At 65.9% G+C, this 14,137-nt stretch carries 13 protein-coding genes; 12 read left to right on the forward strand and 1 reads right to left on the reverse strand.

Going from position 1 to position 14,137, the window contains the following annotated elements; translation table 11 throughout:
* The first annotated feature begins 159 nt into the window (after positions 1–159).
* The 5 genes from C7C56_RS07735 to C7C56_RS07755 all read left to right on the forward strand — a co-directional run bounded on the left by C7C56_RS07735 (position 160) and on the right by C7C56_RS07755 (position 3,902).
* Positions 160–975 carry a thiazole synthase gene (locus tag C7C56_RS07735; RefSeq protein ID WP_106756858.1) on the forward strand — a complete coding sequence of 272 codons (816 nt, stop codon included), beginning with the start codon at positions 160–162 and terminating at the stop codon, positions 973–975.
* A complete protein-coding gene (gene thiD / locus C7C56_RS07740) occupies positions 972–1,766 on the forward strand; it encodes a bifunctional hydroxymethylpyrimidine kinase/phosphomethylpyrimidine kinase (RefSeq protein WP_106756859.1) in 795 nt (264 codons plus the stop codon). The genes C7C56_RS07735 and thiD overlap by 4 nt, the downstream gene beginning before the upstream one ends.
* The gene (thiE, locus tag C7C56_RS07745) at positions 1,766–2,413 is read left to right on the forward strand and encodes a thiamine phosphate synthase (protein WP_106756885.1); all 648 of its coding nucleotides are present in this window, start codon (positions 1,766–1,768) and stop codon (positions 2,411–2,413) included. The genes thiD and thiE overlap by 1 nt, the downstream gene beginning before the upstream one ends.
* 43 nt (positions 2,414–2,456) lie before the next feature.
* Entirely contained in the window at positions 2,457–3,113 is a 657-nt protein-coding gene (locus tag C7C56_RS07750; RefSeq protein WP_229458376.1) for an ANTAR domain-containing response regulator, read from the forward strand.
* A gap of 375 nt (positions 3,114–3,488) precedes the next feature.
* Positions 3,489–3,902, forward strand: coding sequence for a response regulator (locus C7C56_RS07755; protein ID WP_106756887.1), 414 nt, complete (start codon positions 3,489–3,491; stop codon positions 3,900–3,902).
* A gap of 109 nt (positions 3,903–4,011) precedes the next feature.
* Here the strand turns inward: C7C56_RS07755 and C7C56_RS07760 are convergent, their stop codons facing one another.
* Entirely contained in the window at positions 4,012–5,595 is a 1,584-nt protein-coding gene (locus tag C7C56_RS07760; protein WP_181373060.1) for a family 16 glycosylhydrolase, read from the reverse strand.
* A 286-nt stretch (positions 5,596–5,881) separates the two neighbouring features.
* Here C7C56_RS07760 and C7C56_RS07765 point away from each other — a divergent pair, with 286 nt between their 5' ends.
* The 7 genes from C7C56_RS07765 (at position 5,882) to C7C56_RS07795 (ending at position 14,118) form a co-directional block, all read left to right on the forward strand.
* Positions 5,882–6,988, forward strand: coding sequence for an S-(hydroxymethyl)glutathione dehydrogenase/class III alcohol dehydrogenase (locus C7C56_RS07765; protein ID WP_106756861.1), 1,107 nt, complete (start codon positions 5,882–5,884; stop codon positions 6,986–6,988).
* Positions 6,989–7,003: 15 nt separating this feature from the next.
* On the forward strand, positions 7,004–7,684 hold the full coding sequence (locus C7C56_RS07770; RefSeq protein ID WP_106756862.1) for a DNA alkylation repair protein: 681 nt from the start codon (positions 7,004–7,006) through the stop codon (positions 7,682–7,684).
* An 893-nt stretch (positions 7,685–8,577) separates the two neighbouring features.
* The gene (locus C7C56_RS07775) at positions 8,578–9,081 is read left to right on the forward strand and encodes a DUF488 domain-containing protein (RefSeq protein WP_229458387.1); all 504 of its coding nucleotides are present in this window, start codon (positions 8,578–8,580) and stop codon (positions 9,079–9,081) included.
* Positions 9,078–9,695: a uracil-DNA glycosylase family protein gene (locus C7C56_RS07780; protein WP_106756864.1), complete on the forward strand. Its 618-nt coding sequence runs from the start codon at positions 9,078–9,080 to the stop codon at positions 9,693–9,695. The genes C7C56_RS07775 and C7C56_RS07780 overlap by 4 nt, the downstream gene beginning before the upstream one ends.
* 71 nt (positions 9,696–9,766) lie before the next feature.
* Positions 9,767–10,159 (forward strand): BlaI/MecI/CopY family transcriptional regulator, encoded by a 393-nt coding sequence (locus tag C7C56_RS07785; protein WP_106756865.1) that lies wholly within the window; start codon positions 9,767–9,769, stop codon positions 10,157–10,159.
* The gene (locus tag C7C56_RS07790; protein WP_106756866.1) at positions 10,149–11,723 is read left to right on the forward strand and encodes a M56 family metallopeptidase; all 1,575 of its coding nucleotides are present in this window, start codon (positions 10,149–10,151) and stop codon (positions 11,721–11,723) included. The genes C7C56_RS07785 and C7C56_RS07790 overlap by 11 nt, the downstream gene beginning before the upstream one ends.
* An 88-nt stretch (positions 11,724–11,811) precedes the next feature.
* Positions 11,812–14,118, forward strand: a complete 2,307-nt coding sequence (locus C7C56_RS07795) for a UvrD-helicase domain-containing protein (RefSeq protein WP_106756867.1) — start codon at positions 11,812–11,814, stop codon at positions 14,116–14,118.
* The last annotated feature ends 19 nt before the right edge of the window (positions 14,119–14,137 follow it).

Here is a 14,137-nt window from a genome sequence, read left to right on the forward strand (position 1 = left end):
TCCTCGCGCATGCGGGGACCCATAGAAAGATGGCGCTGAGTAACCGTTCCATGGGGGTGGCGCATGCGCCACCGCCTCCGCGAGGACGGCGTGGGTTTTTGATTTAGATGAATTTGGCTGGGCGGCTTCGGCGCCGCCGGTTTTTACAAGGACTAATATATGACAAACGAAACAGATTTCCTCACCATCGCCGGCAAGCAATACCGTTCGCGCCTGCTGGTCGGCAGCGGCAAATACCGCGACCTGGCCCAGACGCGCGAGGCGACCGACGCCGCCGGCGCCGAGATCGTCACGGTGGCGATCCGGCGCGTCAACATCGGCCAGGACCCGAACGCGCCGAGCCTGCTCGACGTGCTGCCGCCGTCGCAGTACACGATCCTGCCCAACACGGCCGGCTGCTACACCGCGCGCGACGCCGTCTACACGCTGCAGATGGCGCGCGAGCTGCTCGGCGGCCACAAACTGGTCAAGCTCGAGGTGCTCGGCGACGACAAAACGCTGTTCCCGCACATGCCCGAGACGCTGGTCGCGGCCGAGGCGCTGGTGCGCGACGGCTTCGACGTGATGGTCTATTGCAGCGACGACCCGATCCAGGCGCGCCTGCTCGAACAGATCGGCTGCGTCGCCGTCATGCCGCTGGCCTCGCTGATCGGCTCGGGCATGGGCATCGTCAACCCCTGGAACCTGTCGCTGATCATCGAACAGGCCACGGTGCCGGTGCTGGTCGACGCCGGCGTCGGCACCGCCTCGGACGCGGCCATCGCGCTCGAGTTGGGCTGCGACGGCGTGCTCATGAACAGCGCCATCGCGCTCGCGCGCGACCCGGTGCGCATGGCCGGCGCGATGCGGCTGGCGGTGATGGCCGGGCGCGAGGCCTGGCTGGCCGGGCGCATGCCGCGCCGCTTCGCCGCCTCGCCGTCGTCGCCGCTGGCGGGCCGGCTCGGCGCGGCCGGGGCTGGAGGGGAGGGCGCGTGACGACGCCCTGCGTGCTGGTGTTCGCGGGGCTCGACCCGAGCGGCGGGGCCGGCATCGCGGCCGACATCGGCGCCATCGCCGCCCAGGGCGCGCATGCGCTGCCGGTGGTCACCGCCCTGACCGTGCAGGACAACAACCGCGTGCACGAGGTGGTGCCGGTCAACACCGCCCTGCTCGCGCGCCAGGCCGCCGTGCTGGTCGAACGCTTCGCCGTCAAGGCGGTCAAGATCGGCATTCCGGGCAGCCGCGCCAACGCCGAGGCCATCGCCGCCGTGCTGGCGCTGCTGCGCGCGCGCGATCCGGCGCTGCCGGTGGTGCTCGACCCGGTGCTCGCGAGCGGCCATGGCGACCTGCTCGGGCACGGCGACGCGCTGCACGCGCTCGCGCCGTTGCTGGCGCTGGCCACGGTGCTGGTGCCCAACCTGCCCGAGGCCGGGCGGATCGGCCCGCTGCCCGGCGCGCACGTGCTCGTGACGGGCGGCCATGGCGCCGGCGACGCCGTGCGCAACGACTGGCACGGCGCCGGTGGCGAGGCGCGCAGCTGGAGCTGGCCGCGCCTGGCCGGCCAGTTCCACGGCAGCGGCTGCACCTTGGCGGCGGCGATCGCGGCGCGGCTCGCCCGCGGCGACGGCGTCGAACAGGCGCTCGAGCGGGCCCAGGCTTATTGCCACGCCGCGCTGGCGCAGTCGTTTGCGATCGGCCCCGGACAGCGCATTCCGCGCCGCCAGCCAGCATTTGAAACAATCCCCTTCGAAACACCCCACCCAACAACAGGAGCGATGCAACCATGATGCGCGGCTTATATATAGTGACCCCCGACTGGGACGACACCGAGCTGCTGCTCGAGAGCACCGAACAGGCACTGGACGCCGGCGCGGCCATGGTGCAATACCGACACAAGACGGCCGGCTGGGCCCAGCGCGTGGCGCAGGGCGCGGCGCTGCTGTCGCTGTGCCGGCGCTACCGGCGCCCTTTGATCATCAACGACCACTTGTCGCTGTGCCTGACGCTCGGGGCGGACGGCGTGCACCTGGGCGGCGCCGACGGCGCGCTCGCGCACGCGCGCGCCGCCCTCGGACCCGGCAAGATCGTCGGCGCCTCGTGCTATGGCGAGCTGGCGCTGGCGCGCGAGGCCGAACGCGCGGGCGCCAGTTATGTCGCCCTCGGCGGCTTCTACCCGTCCAAGGTCAAGCAGTACAGCTTCCGCACCGAGCCCGACCTGGTGCTCGAGGCCAAGCGCGCGCTCGCGCTGCCGCTGGTGGTGATCGGCGGCATGACGCCGGCCAACGCGCAGCCGCTGGTGGCGCGCGGGGCCGACCTGGTGGCCGCCATCAGCAGCGTCTACCAGGCGAGCTGCGTGGCCGCGGCGGTGGCCGGTTTCGACGCCCTGTTCGCCGCGCACACGCTCGCCAAGCGGGAATCGGGGGCGCGGGTATAATTTAGCAATTCGCCAACCCGCCCGGCCCAGGAGGCCTTCAACGATGCACGCCGCAATGCACGCCGCCATGCAGTCCGCCAAACCCGGCAAGCGCCGCATCCTGATCGTCGACGACGAGCCGGTGCTGCTGCAGTTCCTGGCCGAAGTGCTCGGCCACGCCGGCTACGACACGGTCGCGGCCTGCTCGGCCGAGGAGGCGCTCGAACAGATCGCCCTTGGCGAGCCCGACTTGGCCCTGCTCGACATCACCATGCCCGGCATGAGCGGGCTCGAGCTCGGCGCCCACCTGCGCGAGAACAGCACGGTGCCGTTCATGTTCCTGTCGGCCGTCGAGGACACCGAATCGGCCAAGCAGGCGGCCGCCTACGGCGCCGTCGGCTACATCGTCAAACCGGTCGACGCCGGGCGCCTGCTGGCCGCCTTCGAGGCCGGTCTGGCGCGCGCCGACGAGATCGCCCAGTTGCGCCTGACCGAGCACAACCTCAATGCCGCGCTCAACGCCGGGCGCGAGACCAGCCTCGCCGTCGGCCTGCTGATGGGCAAATTCCAGACCGACCGCGACACCGCCTTCGACGTGCTGCGCGACCACGCCCGCTCGAACCGGCGCAAGATCAACGAAGTGGCCGAGCAGTTGCTGGCCGCCGAGGAGGTGCTCAACAAACTGCACGCGGCCTTCATCAACCGCTTGCGCGGCAAATAACGCGGCCCCTGGCCGCGCGCCTACCAACAGTTACGGCTGTCACACGTCCGGCTGAAATTTGGATACCGTCCGTGTGTTTTCGGCGCAAATTGCGCGCTATACTTGCTCTGAAGTTTGCCAGTTGCAACACTAAAGTGCAACACTCAATTGCAACACTAAATTGCAACACTTCACCGCCGCGGCGATCCCAATCCCGCTCCCGCGCGCACCGCCGCCGCTGCCTGGCGACCGGTTTTTCTTGTCTCGGCCCAGCTCCGCCGATTGTCCAGCCTGAACGTGCGCGCATGTTTTTCGCGCCGTCCGGAGTTTCGATCGCTTAGCTTGACCCGTTTGCGCCGCCGCGGCGCCGGACGGCCGCCCGGGAAAGACAACACCATGCGAGCACTCAAATCGATCTTATACGTGGAGGATGACGTCCATGTGCGCACGACCGCCAAGCTGGTGCTCGAAGTGATCGGCAACTTCACGGTGCGCGAATGCTGCTCCGGGCGCGAGGCGCTGCTGGCGGCGCACGATTTCCATCCCGACCTGATCTTGCTCGACGTCATGATGCCCGACCTCGACGGCCTGGCCACGCTACAGATGCTGCGCCGCATTCCCCACCTGGCCGACACCCCTGCCGCCTTCGTCACCGGCCGCACCACCACCGAGGACGTCGAACGCTACCTCGGCGCCGGTGCCATCGGCGTGATCGCCAAGCCGCTGGTGCCGCTGCGCCTGACCGACCAGCTCAATTCCCTGTGGGAGCAGCGCGCGCGCAAGCCGCGGCGGGCGGGCGCGGCCGGGTAGGCCCCGGCGTGGCCGGCCGGCGGCAAAAAGTGCCGGTTCGGGCCCGTGTTGCGCATACCCTGGCCCTTCCCAGCGCTTTTTTTCTTCAACCGATCAACCGATCAAGCCCTCAGTGCCCGTGGATGGCGTAATTGTCGAGGTAGTAGGTGTCGCCGCTGAGCGTGTTCGGGTTGATCAGCAAGACCATCTGGTTGACGGCGCTGTTGGCGGTATTCGTGTCGAGCCGGTCGTCGAGCAGGAACTTGAGCCGTTGCCATCCGTTCTGCACGGTGGTGCGCGCCAGGTAGCGCGAGTGGCGCCCCACCGGGAAGTTGCTGGCCGTTGCCACGTTTTTGTTCTCAAGCTGGATCAGCAGTGGCGTGCCGACCGCGGCGCCCGTGTAGACGTCGAGGTAGAACGCCTTGTCGCCGCGGAGGTAGAACGAGGCGTCCGGCACCTGGGTCGTGCTGCCGTTGACCAGGTCGTAGGCCGTGGCGGCGTTGCGCACATATTTGGCCACGGTGGCCGAGTTGTTCACCGTGTTGGGCGCCGGGTTGGGCACCGACTGGTTCAGCACCCCGGTCGTGGCGGTGTAGCTGATGTTGTGGATGGCCTCGAAGTCGTCGAGCGTGACCGTTTTGGCCAGCACCGGCGACACCGTCACCGCCGCGCTCTTGGTGAAGCTGCCGCAGCCGTCGGTGGTGCTCAGCGACACCGTGCCGCCGGTGGTGCCCCAGTTGACCGTGAACGTATTCGCGCTCGAGGACTGCCCGCCCGGCCCGCTCCAGGCGTAGGTGGCGCCGGTGCCGGCCTGGTCGACCACGCGGTAGGTGCTGCTCGTGTTGGGCTCGACGATCAGCGGCCCGCTGAGCGAAGGTTGCGGATAGGCGTAGACGCGCACGTAGTCGGCCTGCAGCGTCTGCGGCAGGGCGGTGGCGTCGACGGTGCCGCCCAGGGTGCCGCCGACCGCCATGTTCAGGATCAGGTAGTACTGGTAGTTTTCAAACGTCCAGTCGGCCGGGTTGGCCATGTCGGACGGGGTCTTGGTGGCGTACAGCACGTCGTCGATGTACCAGCTGATCTTGTTGGGGCTCCAGACCACCGAGTACACATGGAAGGCGTCGGCCCAGCTGTCGGGCTGCTTGTAGATGTGGCTGGTCAGGAACTGGTGGTTGGTGTTGGACGAGCCGTAGTGGATGCTACCGAGGTGGAACATGCTCTTTTGCCCGGTCGCCTCCTGGATGTCGATCTCGCCGCTTGCCGGCCAGCCGACGGTGGTATTGGCCGGCAACATCCAGAACGCCGACCACATCCCGCTGCCTTTCGGGGTCTTGATGCGCGCCTCGAAGCGGCCGTGTTTCCACTGGCCGCCGCCCGGCCGGTTCAGGGTGCGCATGCGGGCCGAGGTGTACGACTTGGAGCCGACGCGCTGCTTCTTGGCCGTGATCGTCAGCAGGCCGTTGGCGACGGTGGCGTTGGCCGCCTGGTAGGACTGCAATTCACCGTTGCCCCATCCACACAGGCCGTAGCTGCAGCCGTCGCCGATCTGCATCTCCCATTTGTTCAAATCGACCGCGGTGCCGTTGAACTCGTCGGCGAAGACCGGCGTCAGGCTCGGACATTGCTGTCCGAACGAGGGGGATGCGAGCAGGGCCAGTGCGGCCGCCAGCAAAGGTCTTTTTATGCGTTTCGCATAATTTTTTGTATAAAACATTTCCGTCTCCTTTAATTGTTTTGATGGGACCATCGGCCCCGTATCCAATAGCGCGCTCGCCCCGTCGGCGCAGGGCGCAGAAGGGCCTGCCCCGCAGCGGGCGCCCGCAAAATGGAAACGATTCCAATAATCTGTTCGGAGTTTGCCTCAAACAGATTCCGGCGTCAATCGCCACATTCGGAGACGCTTTCTTGCTCGGGAATTGGCTGGCGGGCTTGTGGTTGGCTTGATATGATGGCGCACGCGCGCGCAGGCGCCCCACCATCACATCAGGCACAGGACCAACATGAAAACCAAGGCAGCGATTGCATGGAAAGCGGGCGCCCCGCTGACGATCGAAGAAGTCGATCTGGAGGGCCCGAAGGAGGGCGAGGTGCTCGTTGAGATCAAGGCCACCGGGATCTGCCACACCGACTACTACACCCTCTCTGGCGCCGATCCCGAGGGCATCTTCCCGTCGATCCTCGGCCACGAGGGCGCCGGCGTGGTGGTCGATGTCGGGCCCGGCGTCAAGAGCCTGCGCAAGGACGACCACGTCATCCCGCTGTACACCCCCGAATGCCGCCAGTGCAAGTTCTGCCTGTCGCAAAAAACCAATCTGTGCCAGTCGATCCGCTCGACCCAGGGCCGCGGCCTGATGCCCGACGCCACCAGCCGCTTCTCGATCGACGGCAAGCCGATCTTCCACTACATGGGCACCTCGACGTTCTCGAACTACATCGTGGTCCCCGAGATCGCGCTGGCCAAGGTGCGCCCGGACGCGCCGTTCGACAAGATCTGCTACATCGGCTGCGGCGTGACCACCGGCGTGGGCGCGGTGCTGTTCACCGCCAAGGTCGAAGCCGGCGCCAACGTGGTCGTGTTCGGGCTCGGCGGCATCGGCCTGAACGTGATCCAGGCCGCCAAGATGGTCGGCGCCGACAAGATCATCGGGGTCGACCTGAACCCGGCGCGCCAGGCCATCGCGCGCAAGTTCGGCATGACGCACTTCATCAACCCGGGCGAGACCGAGAACGTGGTCGACGCGATCGTGCAACTGACCGACGGCGGCGCCGACTACAGCTTCGAGTGCATCGGCAACGTGACGACCATGCGCCAGTCGCTCGAGTGCTGCCACAAGGGCTGGGGCCAGTCGATCATCATCGGCGTGGCGGCGGCGGGGCAGGAGATCTCCACCCGGCCGTTCCAGCTGGTGACGGGGCGCGTGTGGAAGGGTTCGGCCTTCGGCGGCGCGCGCGGGCGCACCGACGTGCCGAAGATCGTCGACTGGTACATGGAGGGCAAGCTCAACATCGACGACCTGATCACCCACCGCCTGCCGCTCGAGCGCATCAACGAGGGCTTCGACCTGATGAAGAGCGGGGAGTCGATCCGCTCGGTCGTGCTGTACTAGGCGTTGGAACCGGGGATGTCGCCCGAGGATTTCGTGCGCGCGGCGATCGGGCGCATGGCGCCGCTCGCCGACGCCGGCAAGGCGCGGCAGATGCGCGCCTATCTGCGCGACCAACACGACTTCCTCGGCGTGCCCGCCCCGGCGCGGCGCGCGGCCATCGCCGGCATCGGCGCTTGCAAGTTCGAGCAGGGCCCGCTGCTGCAAACCGTCGACTTGCTGTGGGCCCTGCCGCAGCGCGAGTACCGCTACGTGGCCACCGGCCTGCTGGCCAGGAACGTGGCACGGGTGGAATTGGGCAGCGTCGACCACCTGCTGCGGTTGGCGCAAATCGATTTATGGTGGGAAACCGTCGACGGCCTGTCCGGCGTGATCTCGGACATCATTTTGCGGGAGCGCGCGTGCGACCCGAACGCGCAGGAAATCATGGACGCCTCGCTTGCGCACCCATCACTTTGGGTGCGCCGCATCGCGATGATCCATCAGCTCGGCTGGCGGCAAAAAACCGACAGCGCGAGGCTGTATTCCTACGCCGCGACACTGGCGCACGAACCGGACTTCTTCATCCGCAAGGCGATCGGCTGGGCCCTGCGCGACTACGCGCGCTGGGAACCCGCTTCGGTCAAAAATTTTGTGACCCGCAAGGACCTGTCGTTTTCGCCCCTGACGGTGCGCGAGGCCCTCAAGCATATCGACTAGGAGCCTGTCGGACTTAGGGAGTCGAAGCGAAACGGTCGAGGGAAAAAACGCTGGGCGAGGACAGATTTTGACGATTTCGCAGTGCCAATAGCGAGCTATTGGCCGAGAAATCGGCGAAATATGGTCCGTCCAGCACTTTTTGCAGCCGACGATCCTAAGTCCGACAGGCTCCTAGCTCTCCAACTGGTCGCGTTTCCGCTGCTGCCGCGGCTGGAGAAGGGCGCGCCCTTTTTCCACCCTACGCCCTGGCCATAGCGTGAAAAGCGGGCTGATGCGGGGTTGTTTCCGATTGGGATTGCGGCGAGGGGGGCGGGGTGTGCCTGCCCAAGCCCCTCTGGCATTCGTGCTCGTTTGCCGCACTCGTTCGTGCTCGTTTTGTCGTGTTTGAACTGTGCCGTTTTTGCCCTGTTGAACAAAGAGGAAAAGCGAGAAAACCAGACAAAACGAGAACGGGAAACGAGCATGAATGCCACACACACCCACGCAGTACCTGCCACCTCGATCGACGCCCTGTCGAAACGTTTATCCGAAACATTTATTCGAAACATTTATCCGAAACATTTATCCGAAACGCGCGCGCCCTTGCTCCCGGCGCAAGCCGCAGCCATCGCTATTGACGAATGGACCGCCAGAGCGCGCGAAAAGGCAAGTCCATCGCGCGGTGGAGTGCGTGGCTACCAATGGAAATGCATCTTCCTTCCAGATGGGACAGACTTGCTCCTAAGCGATCATTGCAGCTTCGCGACTGAAATCACGGGGCGCGCCCCTCAGGGTCCGACAGGCTCCCAGCGGCCAAGCCCGCGCTGCCGGCGCCGTCCCGGTGCTACCATCGAAGCATGGTCACGCCGCCCACACAGCCAGTGCTTTGCACGATAGGTCATTCCGACAGGCCGTTGGAGGCATTTCTCGACCTGCTCAAGATCAACCAGATACAACGCGTGGTCGACATACGAACGGTTCCCCGCTCCCGCCACAATCCCCAGTTCGATCAAAGCGCACTCCCGGCCACCCTGGCAACGGTTGGCTTGTCGTACAGCCATCTGCCCGGCCTGGGCGGCTTGCGCCACGCCGCGCGCGATTCCCAAAACACCGGCTGGCGCAACACCTCGTTCCGTGGCTACGCCGACTACATGCAGACGGCCGAGTTCGCGCAGGCGGTCGATTTGCTCGCCGACCTCGCCCGGCATGAATGCTGCACCCTGATGTGCGCCGAAGCGGTGCCATGGCGCTGCCACCGATCGCTGGTTACCGATGCGCTGCTGTTGCGCGGTTTCCGGGTCGAGCACATCGTCGGCCCCAAGTCGCGCAAACCCCACACGCTGACCACGTTCGCGCATGTTGACGGCACCCATATCACGTATCCGGGCCCGGCCGCCGACGTTCGGCAAGCACCTTGAACCACAAACGCTACCCGAGCCCTGACGCGAGCCCTGACGCGAGCCTTAACGCGCTGCTCGCCGAGGTGCGCGACTGCCGCGTGTGCGAGGCGCACCTTCCGCTCGGGCCGCGGCCCGTGCTCCAGGCCGCGGCAGGGGCGCGCATCCTGATCGTCGGCCAGGCGCCGGGCGCGCGCGTGCATGCGTCCGGCGTGCCGTGGGACGACGCCAGCGGCGCCCGGCTACGGCAGTGGCTGGGCGTCGAAGCGGCAGAGTTTTACGGAGAGCGCTTCGCGATCATTCCCATGGGCTATTGCTATCCGGGGCGCGGCAAGGGTGGCGACCTGCCGCCGCGCCGCGAGTGCGCCGATTTGTGGCTCGACATGTTGCTCGACAAAATCCCCTCGATCGAACTGACGCTGCTGATCGGCCTGCATGCGCAAAGGCATTTTCTCGGGCGCCGCCGCAAAGCCACATTGACCGACACGGTGCGCGCCTGGCGCGAGTTCGCACCGGCGTTTATTCCCTTGCCCCATCCATCGCCGCGCAACACGCCATGGTTCCAAGCCAACCCCTGGTTCGAGCAGGAGTTGCTCCCCATGCTCAAAGCGCGCATCGAAAACAGGAAAAAATAATCTTGATGCTAACGATTACGCGTGTAATCATCAACCTATCTATTACACGTGTAATTAATCGGGGGGTATCAATGGCATCGAACATTCACATCAGCGAAGCGGAGTCGCTCGTCATGGAGGCGCTCTGGCACAGGCCCGGGATGGCGGCGGAAGACGTGATCGCCACGCTCGCCGACAAGCAGCAATGGCAGGAGGCGACGGTCAAGACCTTGCTCAACCGCCTGCTCAAGAAGGGCGCCATCAGCGCGCAAAAGGATGGCAGGCGCTTCCTGTATTCGCCCGTGCTGCTGCGCGAAGACTGGGTCGCGAGCGAGAGCACCGGGCTGATCGACCGCCTGTTCGGCGGCAACCTCGCGCCGCTGGTCGCCCATTTCGGCCAACACCGGAAACTAAGCAAAGCCGAAGCCGAAGAAATCAAGAAGCTGATCGAGGGCATGAGCGAGGGCATGAGCGATGGAAAATAATCTGATCTCCACGCTGGTGGAGGCGGGCTGGGCCGCGAGCGCCGCGGTGCTGCTTGTGCTGCTGCTCCGAAAACCGCTGCGCCGCCTGTCCGGCGCGTACCAGGCCTGGCTGATCGTGCCGGTCGCAACCGTCGCGTCGCTCGCGGCGGCGCTGCTGCCGATGGCGCCCGTCGCCAGGCCGGTCATGCTTGTATCGTTGCCGGCAATGGAGGCGGCATCGACCTCCATGTCGGTCGTGGGTGCGGGCGGCATCGACTGGACGCCCTGGCTGTTGCTGGGCTGGCTCGGCGGCGCGCTTGCGCTGGGCATTTGGATGGCGCGCGCCCACCAGCGCTTTGTGCTGTCAGTGGGCGGCACGGTAGAACGCGACGGGGTCTTCCACTCGGATTCGACGCATGCCGGCCCGGCCCTGGTCGGCGTGTGGCGGCCGCGCATCGTCGTCCCTTCCGATTTCACCTCGCGCTTCACGCTTGATGAGCAAAACCTCGTTCTTGCCCATGAGCGCGTGCATGCGCGGCGGCGCGACACGGCCGCCAATCTCGCCTGCGCGCTGGTCCAGTGCGTGCTCTGGTTCAACCCGCTGGCCCACCTCGGCGCGCGCTGTTTCCGCTTCGACCAGGAGCTCGCCTGCGACGACGCGGTCATGCGACAGACGCCGGCGATGCGGCGCAGCTATGCCCAAGCCATGTTGAAAGCCCAGTTGGCAGGGGCCGGCAGTTCAATCAGTTGTCATTGGCAGTCCCACCATCCATTAAAGGATCGCATCATGAATCTAGACCGACTCCAACCCCGTTCGGGACGCTTGTTCGCCGGCCGCGCCGTGCTCGCCGCCCTGATCTGCCTGGGCGGTTACAGCGCCCTTGCCGCGCACGCGAAGACTGACGTTGCCTCCGGCGCCCAAGTGTATGAAGTGGCGTTGCAGATCGATGTCGGCGGCAAACATATCACGCAGCGCAAGTATGCGCGTATGGATGAGCAGTTCGAGATTGCGGTGGAAGAGGCCGGCACAAAATGGGTGGGCGAGATGAGGATCAAGCCCGGAAAGGACGGCAACATCGATATGCAGTCGAATGTGCAGGCCGGCGCGCCCGGGCCTGGAATCCACACCCTCGTTGGCGCACTCAACCATCCCTATCGTCTGATCCGGCATGACCCGAAAACCAAGGCCAGGCTCGACATGCTGGTGCTGGTCACCAAAGCGCCGATGTATGAGATTGCCATGCAACTCGAGGTGGGCGACAAGCGCTCCGAACCGAAGGTGCAGGTGCACGCCGGCGAGGCTTTCGCCGTGGCCGTCGACGAAGCCGGCGCGCGGTGGCGGCTCGATGGCGTGATCGGTCCACTGACCAGCCGGCAGATCGACATGACGGCCACGCTGACGCGCGAAAACAAGATCGTCGCCAAGCCCCGCATGCTCATCAACCTTGGCGACGAGGCGGGGATGGGCGTGAGCGACAAGGACTCGAACCAGGCATTCAAGATGAAGATGAAGGTCTCCCAACTGGGCGGCAGCACCCCGCTTGTGTTACGTGATGGAAAGGTCCAGTCCCACGAGAACAGATAAGCTGTTTTGCCGCGGAATCGGGGTTGGAGCGCGCTGAACCCGATTCCGCGATTCATCGCGCGGGGGGCCGCGCCGGTATAATGGCGCCATGCAGAATCTCCTCCACAACCTCAATCCCGAACAACTCGCCGCCGTCACGCTCCCAGCCCAAAGCGCCCTCATTTTGGCCGGCGCCGGATCGGGCAAGACGCGCGTGCTGACCACCCGGATCGCCTGGCTGATCCAGACCCAGCAGGTGTCGCCGGCGGGCATCATGGCCGTCACCTTCACCAACAAGGCTGCCAAGGAGATGCTCGCGCGCCTGTCGGCGATGTTGCCGATGAGTACGCGCGGGATGTGGGTCGGCACCTTCCACGGCCTGTGCAACCGGCTGCTGCGCACCCATTACCGCGACGCGGCCCTGCCGCAGACGTTCCAGATCCTCGATTCGCAGGATCAGTTGTCGGTCATCAAGCGCCTGCTCAAGGCCAACAACATCGACGATGAGAAATATCCGCCGAAGACGCTGATGTATTTCATCAATAACGCCAAGGACCAGGGCCTGCGCGCCCACCAGGTCGAGGCGCACGATCCGATCGAGCGCAAGCTCGTCGAGCTCTACGAGATCTACGACCTGCAATGCCAGCGCGAGGGCGTGGTCGACTTCGCCGAGTTGCTGCTGCGCTCGTACGAGCTGCTCGCGCGCAACCAGCCGCTGCGCGAGCACTACCAGCAGCGCTTCCGCCACATCCTCGTCGACGAGTTCCAGGACACCAACGACCTGCAGTACAACTGGCTCAAGCTGCTCGCGGGCCACAACGTGGTAGGCGGCGGGGCCCTGTTCGCCGTCGGCGACGACGACCAGAGCATCTACGCCTTCCGCGGCGCCAATGTCGGCAACATGGCCGCCTTCGAGCGCGAGTTCCGGGTCCAGAATTTGATCAAGCTCGAGCAGAACTACCGCTCGCACGGCCACATCCTCGACAGCGCCAACATGCTGATTTCAAACAACAGCAAGCGCCTGGGCAAGAACCTGCGCACCGACGCCGGCCACGGCGAGCCGGTGCGCATCTACGAGGCCTCGTCCGACCTCGAGGAGGCGCAGTGGATCATCGAAGAGGCCAAGTCGCTCATGGCCGAGGGCAGCGCCCGGCGCGACATCGCGATCCTATACCGCTCCAACGCGCAGTCGCGCGTGATCGAGCAAAAGCTGTTCGCGGCGGGCCTGCCGTACATCGTCTACGGCGGCCAGCGCTACTTCCAGCGCGCCGAGGTCAAACATGTGATCGCCTATCTGCAACTGATGGACAATCCGCACAACGATTCGGCCTTCCTGCGGGTCGTCAACTTCCCCACGCGCGGGATCGGCTCGCGCTCGATCGAGCAGTTGCAGGCGGCGGCCGGGCAGCAGGGCATCTCGCTGTACGCGGCGGTGCCGCATGTGGCGGGCAAGGCCGGCTCGTCGCTGGCCAATTTCGTGCGCCTGATCGAGGGCGCGCGCTTCGAGACGACCCAGCTCCCGCTGCCCGAGATGGTGCGCGTGGTGCTCGAGGCGAGCGGCCTGCTGGCCCACTACCAGGGCGAAAAAGACGGCACCGACCGGGTCGAAAACGTCGAGCAAATGGTCAGCGCCGCGACCCATTTCGTGCAGGAGGAGGGCTTCGGCCAAAACGCCCCCGCCCACCTGGGCCCGCGCGCGCAGGCGCAGTCGGGCGCGCCGATCGTGAGCGAGGACGGCATCGAGATCTTCGACGCCGACGCGCCGCTGCCGACCGTGATGTCGCCGCTGTCGGCCTTTTTGTCGCACGCCTCGCTCGAGGCCGGCGACGCCCAGGCGCAGGCCGGGCAGGACGCGCTGCAGCTGATGACGGTGCACTCGGCCAAGGGGCTCGAGTTCGACGCCGTGTTCATCACCGGCCTCGAGGAGGGCTTGTTCCCGCACGAGAGCAGCGCGCGCGAAATGGACGGGGTCGACGAGGAGCGGCGCCTGATGTACGTGGCCATCACGCGCGCCAAAAAGCGCCTGTACATGAGCTTCACGCAGACCCGCATGCTGCACGGCCAGACCCGCTACAACATGAAGTCGCGCTTTTTCGACGAGCTTCCCGAGGAGGCGCTCAAGTGGCTGTCGCCGCGGGTGCAGTCGCATTGGTCAGGCAACAAGAAGTCGGCCTGGGACGAGCCCGTCTTCGCGGGAGGATCGGACAACAAGATCGCCCATCAGATCGCGCAAAAGGCCAGCAGCGGTCCCGGCTGGCGCATCGGCGAGTCGGTGGCGCACGCCAAGTTCGGCGAGGGCGTGATCGTCAATCTGGAGGGCAGCGGCAGCAACGCGCGCGCCCAGATCAATTTTGGGCGCGCGGGGGTCAAGGTGCTCGACCTGTCGGTCGCCAAGCTCGACCGGGTGGGGCGCTAGCAGGCTGTGGGGCATGAAA

Source organism: Massilia glaciei (assembly GCF_003011895.2).
GTDB classification, from domain to species: Bacteria; Pseudomonadota; Gammaproteobacteria; order Burkholderiales; family Burkholderiaceae_D; genus Telluria_A; species Telluria_A glaciei.